This is a genomic window from Pseudomonas sp. GGS8 (genome assembly GCF_024168645.1).
Lineage (GTDB): Bacteria > Pseudomonadota > Gammaproteobacteria > Pseudomonadales > Pseudomonadaceae > Aquipseudomonas.
Genome location: NZ_JALJWF010000001.1, coordinates 1 through 17,256 on the forward strand (window position 1 = coordinate 1; position 17,256 = coordinate 17,256).

Here is a 17,256-nt window from a genome sequence, read left to right on the forward strand (position 1 = left end):
GAAAGGTGATGAGTTGGCGGGATTGGTAGGTGTACCCCGAGATGGAAAGCGTGTAGCCGAACAGGGTAAAACCACCTCGGGATTCATTTCTTATGGGCCCTACATCGAATTGCCTCAAGGAAAGTATCGAGTCGAGTTATCGATCTCAGGAGATGGCAACGACCTCGGCTATACAGACATTCAGGGTACCAACCCAAACAACAAAGTAGTAACGCTCGCCAAGAAATCGCTAACACCTGGTAAAGAAGTCAAGATAGAGACCAACCTCGACATACAGGAGAGTTTCATCAGAAATCTTGAGGTTCGTACTTGGTACCAATCGGGAAGCCTTTCAATCCAGTCGTTGACGATAGAACGACTGGCCAACTAATAGTTTTCACTTCCGAAACATACACGACGGAAGCACGTTAATACACAGCCTAAACTCAAGGGTGTCTAACACAGACACCCTTCTTTTATCCAATTCGAAAACTATAGCACCTGACATAAACCATGAATTACCAAGACAAAAATAATCAGCACTCAGTACAGCCGTTGCTTTTCGTCTAATACCACTCCAACCGACCTATACTCAATATACTCACCTATCCTGTAGCCGAGTTTTCTGCTTGGCAATTCAAGATATCTGTAAGAAATAAATGAAGCCAAAGCAATTATTGAAAAAAGGAAACTATTAGCTAACAGCATAGCTCCGAAGCCGCTATACCCTTCATACAAATGAGACACCAACCAAATTAAAGGAACATGCACAAGATAAATAGAAAACGAAACCTTACCCACAACTGAAAGCATGATGCTTGTTTGGCGCCCCATGAGATACCCTTTATCTGGAAGCGATAAAACAAATAGCAGCGCACAGCTCGTAACGATTGCTACGTAAGCCTTGCCAAAATAATGAGCCGTCAAGTACATAGAAGACAATAGCAATATAGGCAGCACCCATCTCACCCATTTACGCCTCCCTAACCTATCCGCCAGCACCAGTAACTTCGTACGCGTTAAGTAGATAACAACACCCACCAGCATTGGCTCTATGCGCAAAATTCCCCACATAGACCACCCCACAAATGCTAGAGCAAACAAAACAAGCAGAAGACCGGCAATAACAGCAAGCATTGCCTTCATTCTAAGGCACAAAAACAAAACCGGAAGCACTACATAAAACCACTCTTCCAACGAAAGCGACCAGTAATAACCAAATAGACCACAGCCATTCCCCTTAACACATTCAAAGTAAAGAAACAGGTGAGCCCACTGTAAAACAGCCGCCACTGCATGATTTAAATTCTTTACCGGCTCACCAAAACCATCTGTCAGAAAAGATAGCACTGTCCATATAACGACCCATATCGCTGCCGGAATAATCGTACGAAACCATCGACGAGCAAAATAGATGCTTATTGCTTTCCTAAAACTACCGGAATTTGATTCCAAAATCCTCATCAGCGAAGCGCTTACAAGAAAACCACTTACCAGAAAAAAAAGATCGACTCCAAAAGAACCGTTAAAATTAGCTAGCATTGCGGAAACCACGGATGGAATATATCCAACAGCCGCCATGTGGTATGAGACCACTAAAATAATTGCAATTCCGCGCAATGCATCTATGTCTACGTTATGACGTTCAACACGCATTTTTTAACCTTGTTAGCATGTACAACACATAAAAAACCCAAGAGTCTCTTTAAGAGAATCCCACCCTATAGAGCAGTATATTACCCAGCACGAACAAAAATCTCCGATGCTTCTATAACCATGTTAATCCGTACCCTGTTTACGTCAGTATTACGACCCACTGATCACGAAATACTACCATTAGCACGCCGAGCCTTGGACGTTTTGTTTCTACCCAGCCTCGACCTGGCTATAACATAGAACGCTGGCCGTCGGACTTTTGAGCGTGTCACTGAACAGCCAGTCCTTACGACCAATGACCAATGACCAATGACCAATGACCAATGACCAATGACCAAAGGATGATAGCCCGCCTGGCCGCGTTTTAGTTTTTTCATCACAGACACACGCTTTTCGTCGCAGTGAATTGCGCGACTTTCCAGCAACCGATTTTTCGTCAGGTGTTACCACACTGACTCACCCAACGCTTCCGCCTTTGACGCGGGATGTCGATTGCCGTAGAGACTGAGTACTTTACTCAACTGCGCGGACTTATCAGCGATAACCAGGGCAGTTTCGCAGCTACGGCATACATCAACCTTACGGATGGCTTGCTCGCGTCAGCCGCAAGCACAGTCAGTTCATGCTTGGGTGGCTCCTTGATGTCTTCGATCCGAGACTAGGGGGTCGGGACATGCGATGAAAATGCTTGTATTTGAAAAGCCATAACTGCAGGTGCAGAGCATGGTCAATGTGGAAAAACACTTTGGGTGAAATTTTAGTGACCCCATACTGACTTAGCCTCCAGAGATGTAAAACACCAATCGAAAAGGCAAAGCCCGCCACGTGCAATCTTTTTTGGGCTTGGAGAAAAGTGATGACGGTGAACTTCGTGTACCGCGCAAGTTTATTTCAATTGTTGGCTAAGTAGCCACTGCTACGGTCTTGACTTAGGGCTCATGAAACGGTTACAAAACATCTACGCCCACACCATGTCGGCCTTCACGCAAATCATTAATCTACGTACAATCAGCTATCAAAACTAACCAAGTTCGATCATTTAGGTTTCAGCCATGCGACAAGCCACAACTAACCTTATCTCTCGCTAATCTGGCTTCTACAAAACATAGAAAAAGTCGTGCCAGTCAGAAGCAGCAGGAAGGCAGTTATGATCAAATAAAGCTTTGAAAGCACTTTTATTTAACGCCATAATATGTTGAAACCTCATCACGAAACACCGGAAAATCCAACATGCTCATCCCACAACAACGACACCTACTACCAACGCTGATAGCGTGCCTCCTCACGAGCATATTACTGCTGGTATTCACCACAAAAATACACAGCGACATTCTGTTCATGAGATTCTTGCTAGACGATATTTTTTTGAATGGAGGATCTTGGAGCGACTGGAAAATGTCACCCGCCCCGAGTTATTTTCCGGATATGATCATTTATCTTGCATCATACTTGTTAAGCAAAAACATAGTCTTCGAGATCATTTTTGTTACGTTCGTTCAGATTGGCGCTATAGGAACACTCTGCGTGTGGCTAACCAAACGCCTATTACCCAATTCATCAAGAGCTGTACAATATATCCCTCTATTAGCCTTACTTCTAACCGTCGTCACATCCGATCACTTTACCGGCTCCGACCTTACTGGCAAAACCAACATTGCCATATACTTCATATCCAACAACATCCAAGTACCAACCTTAATTTCAGGATTAATCCTGCTAGGACTAGCAATTACATTCCTGACAAAACAAAAAATCACCACAGCTTTTTTATTTTTGATAATAGCAGCCATAGCCCAAGCATCATCCGCAGTATTCCTAATCTGCTTCACACTACCTTTTTTTCTAACCCTGATAGCTTTAATTGCTCACGCAACCATAAATAAAAATAGAACACTTACCAAAACCCTGACCAAACTAACAATACTACTTGGCACCTCTCAAATAGCAGGTTACTACATCACCAACGCTATAACCTTTAACTCGCCCCTTCAGGGACGTATTTACCCCACGCTTCAAAGAGCAGAAATTTCTCTAGACTATTTAATATCCGGACTTCAAAACCTGCTCAACCCAACTACCCCTTGGGTTGTTATCTCATTCATTTTTTTTGCGACCACTGTCACTTACGCACTTTTTAAAAGCATCACTCTAGCCTGTAAAACATTTACAACTGTAAACCACACCTCTAACCTGCCTAACCTTACTGAAACAAGCCAATTTCTTATTTGCGTCTTTTTTCTAACTACAACTGCCACATCCATTCTAGGCTCAATTATATCTGGAGGTTTTGCAGACGTATCCGGCTTTCGATATTTTATGACGTTCATAGCTCTATCGATACCAGTATCCCTACTATTCATCGATAAAAAAGAACGGCTTTCGAAATACAAACACACTCCAATCACTCTTACCATATTAGCTTTAGCCCTGACAATTCCATCAGCCATATTCGTTATTCTAAAAAACAAAGACACAGAAATAAACGACACTATTAGATATGGAGCGTTCTATGACGACTCTAGGGACATAGCATCCTGCATCCAAAATTCTGAGCTCTCCGGCATACGCTTGACTTCTGGAATTGCAAACTATATCGATTCAAGAGCAACGATGTACTACTTGAACCGCTCCCACTACATCCTTTCCTCGGACAACAACTTAGACCCATCATTCTGGATCACAACACAAGGTCCAGTTGCCACCCCCTTAAAGTACGGAATAACCAATTACAACTTCATCGTTGCTCAGGACAATGAAATTGGGCTAATCAGCGGCTTCGACATAAAAAATCTGACGAACAAAATACCAAAAAATTACAAAAAACTTGCCTGCAACGACTCTGGAACTTCACTCTTAATATTCGAGGGTGACACCTTAGACAAAGCTCTACGTACTCGACAGCAAAACGCACTATTCAAAAATTATGGTCGAGGATCCGCACTATACAACGGATCAGATCTACCCGGGCTAATCGGAACAGTATCAAGCAACTCCAAAATCGTCACACCTCCAGAGAAAGCAGGCATTTTATCTTATGGCCCTTATCTGAGCTTACCTCACGGAAACTACAAGTTAACACTTAATACCACTTCATCTGATAGCGCCTCCCTTATAGTTGGGAAAATTGAAGTAGGCGACTTTGCCTCGAAGCAGCCTACCATTCTGTATAGCGGCGAGATCCAGTCAAGCGACAGAGATAAATCAATACGCTTTACCACCCCTGAAAATGGCATAGAACAACTAGAGGTTCATATCACTTATAATGGCTCTGGCTCTCTCGAGCTTCGAAGCATAAACTTTGAAAGACTATAAATAGCCAATAGAAACATCATTATAAAGCTGCCCCCCCCCTAGAGGCAGCTTTATAATTGAAACCCTACAGCAACCTATATATCGACAGAGTCGAAAAAATATTGAGCTCGATAACGCATCACAATTTCATTGAACAATTCAACCCTTGTTCAAGTGACGCAAAATACAATCAATCAGACTCTCAACCCAAACAGCCAAACATACTAAAAAAAAACCACCATCAAACACAATTAAACTAATGACTTATAAATGCCGGCGTAGGCAGAAACCATTGTATCTGCAGTAAAAACCTTCGCATACCTCTCTGCAGCACGCCCACCCATCTCCGCCGCCATCTCCGGCTGATCCCACAGCGCTTTCATCGCCGCCGCCAATGCATCAACATCAGCCGGAGGCACCACCAAACCTGTCTCATCAGCGATATTGATATAGGTAGTACCAGACCCTATCTCACAGGAAATCATCGGCTTCCCGTACATCGCCCCTTCCAGCAAGGAAATCCCAAACGATTCAGAGCGCAAATGGGAAGGAAACACCAACGCATAGCAAAGCGTCAGCAATGCCGCCTTATCAATATCAGGTAACTTACCAACGAAATGCACGTTATCGAGCCCCGAGGCTTGGGCCTTCGCTTTCAGCTCTTCTTCAAGCATCCCTCCTCCCACAATAACAACAGGGAGCCTGGTCTTCTCTGCTGCTTCAAGCAAAAAATGGATGCCTTTGTAATATCGCAGCGCACCTACAAACAGGAAGAACTTCTCCCCCACCCGCGATTTCCATTCTTCCAGCTTTTCAGAAGAGGGTTCAGGGTAAGTGTCTCGATCCAGGCCATAGGGAATGATGCTGACCTTATCCTTGAAGTCTGTCAGCACTGTACTGCTCTGCGCATAGTTCGGGGAAGACGCGACAATGCGATCGACACTGGACAGGAAGCGGTACATCAATGGCTTGTAGAGCTTGAGCAGGGTTTTCTGCTTGACGATATCCGAGTGGTAACTGACCACCGTAGGCTTACCCAGGCGCGTAGCGAAATGGACCAGGTCCATATACGGCCAAGGGAAGTGGAAATGGATAATGTCAGCCTCTTTGGCCAGCTCCACGAAATCCTTGATCACCGAGAGCGAGAACCCGGTAGAGGCCAACTGCAAGTCCAGCTTCGAGCGGTGGCTTACATGATGCCCCACGGTTTCATTTCGAGCGGACCCGCGAGGGCTCAGGTATAGCACTTCGGCTTGGATACCATGCTTGGCCGAGCCTTCGGCCAACTGGAATATCACCTGTTCGATACCGCCCATTGTTTCCGGATAATACGTCTTGAAAAAATGCAGAACCTTGATCATCAGCTTTCCATAACCTTCCGGTAAACCTGCAGTGTTTCGTCGGCGCAGCGCTGCCAGGAAAATGCTGAGCAGTGCACCAGGCCTTCGGTAATCGCCTGAAGACGCCAGGTTTCATCCTCAAGGCCTTTCTGCAGGAGCTCTGTCAGTTTCACGACATCCAGCGCTTCGCACATCAGCGCGGCATTGCCGGCGACCTCAGGCAGCGATGAACTGTTGGAGCACACCACTGGCACCCCCGAACTCATCGCCTCCAATACCGGCAAGCCAAACCCCTCATAGAGAGAAGGGAAAGCAAACAGACGAGCACCCGAGAACAACAAAGGCAAGTCTTCGCTTGGAACAAATCCTAAATAGCGTGCCCAGCCCTCACGTCGCGCGGTATCCAGACGCTGGTGAATCTCGTCGTTCCGCCAACCGTAGTAGCCCGTCAGGATCAACGGCCAACGGGTTCTCAATGTGAGTGGAAGGCGAGAATAGGCATCCAGCAAGGTTTCAATATTTTTGCGCGGTTCAATCGTGCCGACAAAGAGACTGTATTCCCCGGGCACAAGAGCATGCTTGGCCAGAGGCTCCTTAAGGGACTCGTAATCACGCGAATAAAACTCTTCGGAACTGGCCAGGGGTACCGTGTGAATACGCTCTATCGGCCATGAAAAGTATTCGGCTAATTCCTGGCGGGTGAATTCAGAGTCGGTGATCAGTGCATCCGCACGATCAAGCGTCTTCCTCAACTCTTTCTGCAGGTAGCGAACCAACTGCGGGGCGTGGCAATGCGCCCAGGTAAAGGGCGAGAGATCATGAAATGTAGCAACACTCTTCCCTGCGAAAGGGGGAAGATAATAGTTAGGGCTGTGATACAGGAAATCCGAGTGATTTTTCAACGCCCTTGCTCGAAGAATCGGCATCAGCAACCGATACGCCTCGACCGCTAAAAAGTTCTTTTGAACAGCGCGCTTCAGCCCATATCCGCTGCCTGATGCATCGGACGCGGTAGGCAGGCTTGGTAAAAAGCGCCGACCGGCGAAAAACTGGAGATCGGTTATCTCCTCGCTTTTCTGCAGTCTCAAGGCTAATTCGTAGGTATAACGACCTATGCCGGTCAGTGGAAAACGGACCGGCTCTACGGATAACACTAGCTTCATTTATTCGGCCGCCAGCATCCAGCTTAAAGTTTCTTCAAGTGGAGGCGTTTGCCACCCGGGGACCAACGACTTGAGGCGGCTATTGTCACCGCACAGCGTCTTGACCTCATTTGCTCGCACAAACGCCGGATTGACCTCGACTTCGATTTTATGACCCGTCAACACCTCACACATGGCGATCACTTCGCGCAACGAATGGGCCTTTCCGGAGCTTACATTGATAGTCTGGCCAACCGGCCTGGCTTCCAGCAATCCTCGATATGCCTTGACCAGTGCACGGACGTCACTGAAGTCTCTCCACACATCAAGATTACCCAGCTCGATTTTCTCGGCCTTACGGCGAAAGTGAGAAACGATCTTGGGTAAAAGAAAATTGTCTGCCTGTCCAACACCGGTGTAATTGAAGGGGCGAGCAATTACCAAAGGCAAACGTTCGCGCCACAGGTTGGCCATGAACTCCATGGCCAACTTGCTGACTGCGTAATCATTGGCCGGTGCTGGGGCAGTCGACTCGTCTAGCAATCCGGACGAGGTGTTGCCATACACATTTGCGCTACTGGCGAGCAATACGCAGCTCGGTGTCTTGCCGCAGTTGGCGATAGCTTCGAGCAGGTTACGGGAGCCTATCAGGTTGACCTGATAAAACGCCTCCGGCGCACCATGCCCAACAAACGCCAGTGCAGCGAGATGCACCACGAAATCCGGCTGAAGGGTTGCCAGCAAAGCATGCAGACCCGGACCATCGGCCAGATCGATCTGGTGGTAACCAGGCTCACCGGAAGGCTGACTCCCCAACCCGATGACCTCGTAACCGTGGGCTTCGAGTTCCGCGGCCATGTAACGACCGGTGAACCCATGAATACCTGTTATCAGCGCACGTTTGCCAGCAATGGTCATCAGAACGAAAATCCTTTTTCATTACGACGAAGATCTGCTTCGACCATCATGCGGCACAACTCTTCCAGATTGGTCTTTGGCTCCCAACCCAGTACTTCCTTGGCTTTAGCCGGATTACCGATCAGCAATTCGACTTCAGTCGGGCGGTAGAACTTAGGATTGATGGTCACCAGCACTTTACCGGTTTCAGCATCAATGCCCTGCTCTGCTTCTGCTTCACCACTCCATTTGATGGTGATATCGACCGCCTTGAATGCCATCGAAACGAAGTCACGAACTGTTTCAGTACGGTTGGTAGCCAGAACGAAGGTGTCTGGTTCTTTGGCTTGCAGCATGCGCCACATACCTTCGACGTACTCTTTGGCAAAACCCCAGTCGCGCTTGGCGTCCATGTTGCCCAATTCCATCTTGTCCAGCAGGCCCAGTTTGATCTTGGCCACGGAGTCGGTGATCTTGCGCGTCACGAACTCACGACCGCGCAGTGGCGATTCGTGGTTGAACAGAATACCGCTGGTCGCAAAAATACCGTAAGACTCGCGGTAGTTGATGGTCATCCAGTGGGCGTACAGCTTGGCGACGCCGTATGGGCTGCGCGGGTAGAAAGGTGTGCTTTCAACCTGAGGGATCGCCTGTACCTTACCGAACATTTCGGAGGTAGAAGCCTGATAGAAGCGAACCTTCGTGTTAACGATACGAATGGCTTCCAACAGGTTGACTGCGCCCAAACCGGTAATTTCTGCAGTGGTCAATGGCTGTTCAAAAGAGACACCGACGAAGCTCTGCGCCGCAAGGTTGTAAACCTCGGTGGCTTCAGTTGTCTGAAGCAGGCGAATACTGGCAGACAGGTCAGTCAAGTCATACTCGACCAGATGGAGATTAGGGTGCTGGTGGATGCCCAGCTCCTCAATACGCCAGAAATTGACAGAGCTGGTACGGCGGTAGGTGCCATACACGGTGTAGCCTTTTTCGAGCAACAGCTCTGCCAGGTAGGCACCGTCCTGACCAGTAATGCCGGTAACGATAGCTTTCATTCGAATCCTTTGAACCCCATACAAATGTTTTCAAAAACGAGGGACGCATACCTGAGCCCCAGATGCATGCCGAAGCATTTAGCGTAGTGCAGATCATACAGACTGCAGTCGTTGATGACGACTGCACAAGGCGCAGCTCACAAGCCACTGGCACCTCTGACAAGCCTTCAAGCAGATGTCCGACTCACCAGACTTCGCCGTCATCACGATTTCGGCATAGTCTGGTAAAGCGTTAGAACTAATTTGAATTTGTCACTGCGGGCAGCTCGGCAAAAATCCGATCCAGACCGCCATTGTCTTCATCATCACCGACAGTGAAGGATTTGACGCCTTGACGTACCAGCGCCTGAAAACCTTCTTGCATTGACTGGCGATGTGCCGACCCTGCTTCCAGCATGACAAGCTGATCCCCCATTCGATAGGTCACCTTCTCATCGTGCAATGCATGAGTCGGACATCCAAGAAGCGATAAGGTGAACTCCCTCGCATAGCGGTACACCTGATCCTCGCAACTTGCGTAGACCGGTTCAAACCGTACACCCGCAGGAACACGCGCCAGCCAAGTAGTTATCAGCGATTTCGCACTGTCACGTGCCATCTGACCATCAATGAATGGCGTGATATCGAGCAACAATTGCGGCCTTTCCAGCGGCGCCGGTAGCGAGCGATCGATCGCTTCGGCGACAGCCATTAAGTCTTCATCTGTCACCGGCGATCCAGGGGTCGCTTCGAGCAACGCGATAGATTGAATCAGATCAGCAACACCGGACTTACTGTTGGCGCGGAAATGCTCGATTGCAGTTTTATATTGAGCAGCGCAAGGCGCAGGGGCGTGGCGTGAGTGAACGATGCTCTGAGCTCGTGCACCTAATGCCTGACGGCCTTGAACATCGGTCCACAGCTTGCTCAAGGCAGCGATAAGTTCACCATCGGCAAATTCATCAGGCAGCTTGACGACACCGTCATCTTCCAGATCCGCCATGCTTCCGTTGGCATTGACGATGGTTGCCAGGCCATAGTTCATGCAATCGAGCACGGCTGCAGAGGTTTCACCTCTGGAATGTGCCCGCAGCTGTACCCCGACATCCGCAATCGCAAGATAGTCCCGGAATGTCTCGGATGAAGCCCAACCTGTAATCAGGATTCGCGAGGCTACGCCTGCCCGGTCAATGCGCTGCTGAAGCTCATCGCCGTAAGTACCTGGATCGTTTTGCCCGACAAAGACCAAGACGCAGGCAGCATCATTAGCCATAGGAGAACTCAGCCAGGCTTCCAGAAGCCTGTGGTTCAACTTGCTGGGACCCAACAAACCAAAACTGCACACTACAAAATCTTCCGCCTTGAGTCCCAACTTGTTGCGAGTCTCTCCACGCGCCTCGGGAGACGTTTGCGCAGGCACTCTCAGAAGTGGAATGTTGACCCATTCACTCCCCACTTGTGGCCCATACCATTGATTGGCAAGTTTGCGTGAGTTTTCAGAGTGGATAATCACGCCCTGTGCGGACTTCAGAACCGGCAGGTTAGCTGGGTACTTCCAGATAGCATCAACCAACTCTTTCGAGTGGAAACGATCAATCACCGCAGCGTAACCGTGACTCTCATACAGTGCATCGGTCCAGATCCCTTGCGCATGGGTATTCAATTCCATGTGCGCAAGAATCCCGGAAAGGAAAAAGTCGTGCAGCACCACGACACCGGGGATCGACGCAACCAACTCAAACATATGCTCGTGGAAAGTCGAGTTGCCGAAATGGTAGAGCACGTGATCATAAGAAGCAGCGTTTTCTACAAACCACTCCACCGTACGAACCGGGCACTTTTCCTTTATCCAGGCGGGCTCGATATCGCTTTGCGTAACAACCACATCGATATCAAAATGCTGCAACAACTCAGGCAACAGTTCAGCGCTGTAATCGCTGATCCCGCTTCGCTCAGGCGGTAACGGTGAGACATAAGCTAAACGTGGCAGCCCCTTTCGAGACTCAACGACTGGAGTTTCTTTGGAACGTTGCTCATGGAAGGTCTCCAGGGCAGCAATCGCTCGCTGCGCCGTTTTATCCCAAGAGAACTGTTTCGCCTGTTCCAGGCCATGCCGCTCCAACTGAGCGCGAAACGAATCGTCCATCAAGACTTCGCGCAGCTTTTCCGTAATCGATGCATCGTCCAGCGGATCAAACATCGCCTGAGCGTTATTGACTACTTCAGGCAGACTCGAGGTATTTGCTGCCACCACCGCGCGACCACAGGACATCGCCTCCAACGCGGGAAGCCCGAAGCCCTCATGCCAGGACGGGAAGATAAATGCCTGGCACAGGTTGTACAGGGCAACGAGGTCGTCTTCCGAAACAAACCCGGTCATGACGAATTGGTCACGGTCAAGGCCATGCTCTCTGGCCAGGGCCTCCAATCGCGCACGATCTTCAGGCCGTACCGAACAGACGACTGCCAGTTGATGCTGCTCCAGGGTAACGGCCGGCAACCGTGCATACGAACGAATCAGTCCCTCGATGTTTTTCCGATGGTCAATACCGCCGGTGTACATAACAAAGGCCCGATTCAACCCGAAACGAGAGAGCAAGTCGGCCTTTTGCGAGTCACTGTAGGACCTGACCTTGAAGTGCGCGTCAACTGCCGTCGAGATATTCACCGCGTTCCAAGCATTTACGCCCAGATATTGAATAGCCTCTTGGCGGGAGGATTCAGAAATCGACAGCAGAAGGCCTGCCGACTGGAGATAGTTTATTTTACTGTCGTACCACTTCTCGATCAGCGGGTTCTTGAGATAGGTGTCGCGATTGATGTATGGGATCAGGTCATACAACACGACAGCGGTTGGCAGATTATCGGCAAAGCAGCCAACGCTGGTAACGGAGTCATCTTCGAAACCTTCGAAAAGGCTGCTTACCAGAACGACGTCGGGGTTCAGGGACGCAAGAAAAGACTCACGAACGCGCTCTGCGGCGTAACGGCGCCAGGTATTACCCACGTCGATGTGGCTCACCGCTTCAGGTATATGCCAAACGACAATGTTTTCCTGAGGGATCAGATCCTGGAAAATCTCTCGAATACTGTCAACAGCCTCAGGAAAAGCGCCGCTCAAGGCCAGCAGAACTTCGTGGTTACCGCGGTTTCGCGCAACCCCTTGCGCCAACGACAGCGCGTATCGACCGATCCCACGGTTACGTGAGCCTGTCGATTGAGCACCTTGAAGATCGATCACAATACGCATTACTGACCCCCACCACGCTGCTGGGCAGACGTCTTCAGTCGGCGATACAAGTCGCGCCCCCTGCCAGTGAGGTACTGCTCACTGAGTGGTGCTTTAGCTCGTATGGAGACAACACTTTTAGAAAGATGGTTGAACACTTTGCGTGCGCCATCATAGAAACCGAGGGTTTTAAGAAGCCCTACACACCTTGAACGCAAAATTGGTCGTGTCGAAAAAAACAGAGAGACCTTGCGGAGTGAAAAACCCAAGACTTTTTTCACGAAAGTTTTCAAACGAACCGTGAAACCAAGCTGCCGGGCCAAGCGAACTTGAAACACCAACCAGCGCAACGGCTGCGTCAGCCGCCAAGACGTACTCGCATACACAGCGGCGAGTTCGGCCTCGACAGACATGCGTTTTGCCTCTTCCAAAACCCTCAGTGTCTCTTCCAAAGCTCTCAGCTCCTCCCGACGACGAGTATCAGCTTCGGCTTGCAGCACTCGGCTTTGAACAAGCTGGTAGAACGAATGCGAGGCCTTGCCGCTCAAAACGAATCGGTCAAAGACATTGGGAGGACGGTTGAATGACTCAAGTAGCTCTATGTGATTCTCATGCACATAAAATCGGTTTAACCCATCAAAGTAGGCAAAGCGATATCCTTTCGCCAGAATCAAATCCTCCCAGTCGTCGTGGCTTTGCTCCTCACTGAGTGGCAAAGTGCTTTCGATGACCAGAACCCAAGGACGGATCGGCGACTCGACCCAGCTCTCTATTACATTTTTTTCGAGCCCTTCAACATCAATCTTCATCCAGTTGACGGCTCGGTCGCGATACTTTTCCAGCAAAGTATCCAGCGACATCACCGGCACAACTCGACGTATGGCTTGATAGCCGGAATCAAGGTGCAACTTGGCAATAGAGTTGTCGGAGGTCGAAAGGCCAGTGTCCGAGAACTCGTAAAACTCAAGGGTTTCAGTGCCCGAACCAATAGCGACCTGTTCGATCACTTCATCGGGCCGAGCAAGCCTCAACCTTGATGAGTATTGTTCGGTTGGCTCGACATGCACCCCGCGCCATTGATGCTCATAGAATGCGAGGCTGACGGAGTCATGGACCGGGTCCTGGGCACCAATATCAATGTAGAAACCTTTGGAGACGTGATTCAGCGCTCTCCACAGCATCACATCTTCGAAGTTCTGGGCGTACGATACAAATGACATTAGCGTATGATTTCCAAATCAAGCGGCATCCAACATGCCCCAGCAAATAAGCTTTTACTTTGGTTCACAACATTAAAAACCAAAGCCAAGTCTCGCCACTCATAATTATTACTGAGGTGAGAATCGTCGCTGACAAGTGCCGTAGCGATAGAATAACTTCCAGGCCCGACATTCATCTCACAGGCAAAGTTATAAACCAACTCCTCACCCTCAACCAGATTCAATTCAGCACGCTGCAAATGATGAGTATTAGTGCCAAATACCGTTTGGCCCAACCGGTCCTTTATCATGTAACCAAGAACCAGACGAGGAATAGCTGCAGACACACGAACCTTGACACTTAGCGTTACAGGTGCACCTACATCGATGACCTCAACAGGATCGCCATTAGCGTTCAGAATATTTATTTCCGCAACAGTTGCTTGTCCTGTACCGGAAACTGTCTTTATCCGACCGTCGGAGGAAATTTCCTGGCGAACTGTATTAGCGTTTTCTTTCTCTGCCAGCATCGCATTGTAGTAATCCATTACTTCTTCTGGCTTACCTTCCATTGCCAGCTTTCCGCTTCTCAACAAAATTGCACGATCGCAAATAGACTGAATCGCCGCCTTGTCGTGAGAGACAATAAGCAATGTGGTACCGCCCTTACGGAATTCGCGAATCCTTTCAAAGCTCTTGTGCTGGAAATAGGCATCGCCCACCGACAACGCCTCGTCAACGATCAAGACATCGGGTCTACGAGCCGTTGCGACACTAAACGCCAAGCGCATCTGCATCCCGCTGGAATAAAGTCTAACCGGCTGGTCGATGTAGTCGCCGATCTCGGCAAACGCCTCGATTTCCGGCATCAACTCGGTGACTTCACTCACACTCAAGCCAAGCAACTGCCCAGCCATGATCGCATTCTGGCGGCCGGTGAAATCGGGATGAAAACCCATGCCCAACTCTAGCAGTGCGGCTACCCGGCCACTTATTTCTACATTGCCGACGGTGGGCTGGGTGGTACCGGTGATCATCTTCAACAAGGTACTTTTGCCTGCACCGTTGACGCCGATAATCCCTACAGCTTCACCTGGCCGCACCTGGAAGTTCAGGTCTTCGAGGACCCACTTCAACTTGTGGCGTGGCCTGCTCCACGGAATTATCCACTCGGCCAAGCGGGACGCACGACTCGGGTACTGTTTATAAGCCTTGCCCAGGCCCGTTACGTTAATCGTCCCCATCAGAGTTCATCCACCAATTCGCCCGAATGCTTTTTAAATAAATGAAGCCCCAGGAAGCATATGAACAGGCTGAGTAACACAATAGGAAGGAGCGCAATCCAATCGGGCATCTGTCCGTGCACCATGACGCCCTGGTATGAACCAATCAACGTCGCCATCGGGTTAAGTTTCATCAGTGACTGCAACCAGGCTGGCAGAATATTGAGCGGGTACACAATCGGCGTAAACCAGAACCAGAATTGCAGTACGACACCAAAAAGCTGCCCTACGTCCCGAAAGAACACGTTCAACACACCAAGCGTGACCCCCAGGCCAATGGCAAATAACACCTGAATCAACAGAATGGGAATAATCGTAAAGAAAACCCACCCCGGAAAATTCCCGGTCACCAGTAGAAAAATGATAAACAGCGAGAAAATAATCCCGAAATTGACCGAAGCATTCAACACCAATGTCACCGGCAGGCACAGGCGTGGAAAGCTCAACTTTTTAATCAGGTTCGCATTATCTATAAAAATACTTTGGGCTCTACCAACTATCTCGCCAAAGTAACCCCAGGTAATGACACCCACACACAGATAGATACTATAGCCAAAGGTGCCGTCTACCCCTGGCAACTTTGCACGCATAAGCTGCGAAAAAATCACCGTATACACAAAAATCATTGTCAACGGCTGGATGACTGTCCAACCAACACCCAACATCGAGTTGGTGTATTTAGATTGAAACTCCCGCTTCACGCTCCCCAGGATAAAGCCCCGGTAATTCCATAGAGCCTTCAATGCCGGACTGATCATTGAGCAGCACCTATCAGCGTCTCAATCTCCTTCAGACGAGCAAACATTAATTCGCTATCACCTTTAGCTTCAACGTTCAGCCGCAATAAAGGCTCAGTATTGGAACCACGCAGATTGAATCGCCATTCTTCGAATCCAACGCTAATACCGTCGGTCATATCCAGAATAGGTGACTGAGGCCGATAATGAGCCAAGACATGTTCAATCGTCTTGGCCACATCGGCCACTTTGTAGTTGATCTCACCGGTGCAGGGGAACGCTGCAATACGCTCATCGACTTGCTCGGACAGTGGTTTTCCGGTACTAGAAACCAATGCTGCCACCAACAACCACGGAATCATCCCACTGTCGCAATACGCAAAATCGCGGAAGTAGTGGTGAGCACTCATCTCACCGCCATACACCGCATCCTCCTCACGCATGCGCTCCTTGATAAACGCATGCCCGGTTTTGCTCTGAACGGCGATACCACCCGCCTGCTCGACCTGCTCGATGGTGTTCCAGGTCAGGCGCGGATCGTGGATGATCTTGCTGCCGGGGTGTTGCTTGAGCAGCATTTCGGCCAGCAGGCCGACGAGGTAATAGCCCTCGATGAACCGACCATCGGCATCGAAGAAAAAGCATCGATCGAAGTCACCGTCCCAAGCCAGGCCCATATCGCACTGGTTAGCCAGCAGTGCCTGACGAGTCAGTTCGCGATTCTCGGGCAGCAGCGGATTGGGGACGCCGTTCGGAAAGTGGCCATCAGGCACTTCGTTGATGAACACCCACTGCAGCGGCAGTCGTTCAGCCAGCGCCTGCAGCACAGGACCTGCAGCGCCATTGCCCGGATCGGCGAGGATTTTGAGAGGCTTCAAGGCGTTGACGTCGACGTAAGTGAGCAAATGGTCGATGTAGGCGGTCTTGTCAAAGGCCTGACGAACCGTGCCTTTTTGTACAGCCGCAGCGCCCAGGTCACCCTGATCGACACGCAGACGAATAGCGTCGAGGCCTGTGTCGCCACTGATAGGACGAGACTCGGCCTTGACGAGTTTCATGCCGTTGTAGCCTTTGGGATTGTGGCTGGCAGTGATCATCACGCCGCCGTCGACTCTGTAATGACTGGTAGCGAAATAGACTTCCTCGGTACCGCACAGCCCGATGTCGATCACATCGGCACCCGCCTCGGTAATGCCGCGCATCAGAGCTGCCGCCAGGGGTGGGCTTTCGAGCCTCATGTCCTGGCCGACTACGAAGGTTTTCCCTTGCAACTCGACCACGAGCGCACGGCCTATGCGGTAGGCGATGTCTTCGTTGAGTTGAGCGGGAACCTGACCACGAATGTCATAGGCTTTGAAGCATTGCGTCACGATAGGAGGATACATACTACTCACTAACTGAAATGTCCGATGCCGCCCGGAGGCGGCAACGGCAAGAATGGAGCGCCAGAGCCTGATGCCATTGGCGTGCTA

12 protein-coding genes are annotated in these 17,256 nt (G+C 49.8%); 2 read left to right on the forward strand and 10 right to left on the reverse strand.

Translation table 11 applies throughout. The features are described from left to right. On the forward strand, positions 1-370 hold a 370-nt coding region (locus tag J3D54_RS00005), incomplete at its 5' end, for a hypothetical protein (protein ID WP_253416181.1). Between the two features lie 152 nt (positions 371-522). Here the strand turns inward: J3D54_RS00005 and J3D54_RS00010 are convergent. Then, the gene (locus J3D54_RS00010; RefSeq protein WP_253416182.1) at positions 523-1,635 is read right to left on the reverse strand and encodes an acyltransferase; all 1,113 of its coding nucleotides are present in this window, start codon (positions 1,633-1,635) and stop codon (positions 523-525) included. Between the two features lie 1,230 nt (positions 1,636-2,865). Here J3D54_RS00010 and J3D54_RS00015 point away from each other — a divergent pair. Then, positions 2,866-4,947 carry a hypothetical protein gene (locus J3D54_RS00015; RefSeq protein ID WP_253416183.1) on the forward strand — a complete coding sequence of 694 codons (2,082 nt, stop codon included), beginning with the start codon at positions 2,866-2,868 and terminating at the stop codon, positions 4,945-4,947. Between the two features lie 230 nt (positions 4,948-5,177). Here J3D54_RS00015 and J3D54_RS00020 read toward each other — a convergent pair whose 3' ends face one another. From J3D54_RS00020 to J3D54_RS00060, 9 genes are all read right to left on the reverse strand, one after another. Next, positions 5,178-6,287 (reverse strand): glycosyltransferase family 4 protein, encoded by a 1,110-nt coding sequence (locus J3D54_RS00020; RefSeq protein ID WP_301293285.1) that lies wholly within the window; start codon positions 6,285-6,287, stop codon positions 5,178-5,180. Next, positions 6,287-7,429: a glycosyltransferase family 1 protein gene (locus J3D54_RS00025; RefSeq protein WP_253416184.1), complete on the reverse strand. Its 1,143-nt coding sequence runs from the start codon at positions 7,427-7,429 to the stop codon at positions 6,287-6,289. The genes J3D54_RS00020 and J3D54_RS00025 overlap by 1 nt, the downstream gene beginning before the upstream one ends. After that, a complete protein-coding gene (locus tag J3D54_RS00030; protein ID WP_253416185.1) occupies positions 7,430-8,326 on the reverse strand; it encodes a GDP-mannose 4,6-dehydratase in 897 nt (298 codons plus the stop codon). Further along, positions 8,326-9,357, reverse strand: a complete 1,032-nt coding sequence (gene gmd / locus J3D54_RS00035) for a GDP-mannose 4,6-dehydratase (RefSeq protein WP_230174496.1) — start codon at positions 9,355-9,357, stop codon at positions 8,326-8,328. Before gmd ends, J3D54_RS00030 begins: the two co-directional genes overlap by 1 nt. Before the next feature lie 238 nt (positions 9,358-9,595). Then, the gene (locus J3D54_RS00040) at positions 9,596-12,586 is read right to left on the reverse strand and encodes a glycosyltransferase (RefSeq protein WP_253416186.1); all 2,991 of its coding nucleotides are present in this window, start codon (positions 12,584-12,586) and stop codon (positions 9,596-9,598) included. Further along, on the reverse strand, positions 12,586-13,785 hold the full coding sequence (locus J3D54_RS00045) for an FkbM family methyltransferase (protein ID WP_253416187.1): 1,200 nt from the start codon (positions 13,783-13,785) through the stop codon (positions 12,586-12,588). Before J3D54_RS00045 ends, J3D54_RS00040 begins: the two co-directional genes overlap by 1 nt. After that, positions 13,785-15,008, reverse strand: a complete 1,224-nt coding sequence (locus J3D54_RS00050; protein WP_253416188.1) for an ABC transporter ATP-binding protein — start codon at positions 15,006-15,008, stop codon at positions 13,785-13,787. The genes J3D54_RS00045 and J3D54_RS00050 overlap by 1 nt, the downstream gene beginning before the upstream one ends. Beyond that, entirely contained in the window at positions 15,008-15,805 is a 798-nt protein-coding gene (locus tag J3D54_RS00055) for an ABC transporter permease (protein WP_253416189.1), read from the reverse strand. The genes J3D54_RS00050 and J3D54_RS00055 overlap by 1 nt, the downstream gene beginning before the upstream one ends. Then, on the reverse strand, positions 15,802-17,169 hold the full coding sequence (locus J3D54_RS00060; protein ID WP_301293286.1) for a phosphomannomutase: 1,368 nt from the start codon (positions 17,167-17,169) through the stop codon (positions 15,802-15,804). Before J3D54_RS00060 ends, J3D54_RS00055 begins: the two co-directional genes overlap by 4 nt. Positions 17,170-17,256: the final 87 nt, after the last annotated feature.

What these genes read in the sequence shown, in the direction of transcription:
- J3D54_RS00010 (WP_253416182.1), bottom strand. Translation starts at nt 1,635, where the DNA reads ATGCGTGTTGAACGTCATAACGTAGACATAGATGCATTGCGCGGAATT.
- J3D54_RS00015 (WP_253416183.1), top strand. Translation starts at nt 2,866, where the DNA reads ATGCTCATCCCACAACAACGACACCTACTACCAACGCTGATAGCGTGC.
- J3D54_RS00020 (WP_301293285.1), bottom strand. Translation starts at nt 6,287, where the DNA reads ATGATCAAGGTTCTGCATTTTTTCAAGACGTATTATCCGGAAACAATG.
- J3D54_RS00025 (WP_253416184.1), bottom strand. Translation starts at nt 7,429, where the DNA reads ATGAAGCTAGTGTTATCCGTAGAGCCGGTCCGTTTTCCACTGACCGGC.
- J3D54_RS00030 (WP_253416185.1), bottom strand. Translation starts at nt 8,326, where the DNA reads ATGACCATTGCTGGCAAACGTGCGCTGATAACAGGTATTCATGGGTTC.
- gmd (WP_230174496.1), bottom strand. Translation starts at nt 9,357, where the DNA reads ATGAAAGCTATCGTTACCGGCATTACTGGTCAGGACGGTGCCTACCTG.
- J3D54_RS00040 (WP_253416186.1), bottom strand. Translation starts at nt 12,586, where the DNA reads ATGCGTATTGTGATCGATCTTCAAGGTGCTCAATCGACAGGCTCACGT.
- J3D54_RS00045 (WP_253416187.1), bottom strand. Translation starts at nt 13,785, where the DNA reads ATGTCATTTGTATCGTACGCCCAGAACTTCGAAGATGTGATGCTGTGG.
- J3D54_RS00050 (WP_253416188.1), bottom strand. Translation starts at nt 15,008, where the DNA reads ATGGGGACGATTAACGTAACGGGCCTGGGCAAGGCTTATAAACAGTAC.
- J3D54_RS00055 (WP_253416189.1), bottom strand. Translation starts at nt 15,805, where the DNA reads ATGATCAGTCCGGCATTGAAGGCTCTATGGAATTACCGGGGCTTTATC.
- J3D54_RS00060 (WP_301293286.1), bottom strand. Translation starts at nt 17,169, where the DNA reads ATGTATCCTCCTATCGTGACGCAATGCTTCAAAGCCTATGACATTCGT.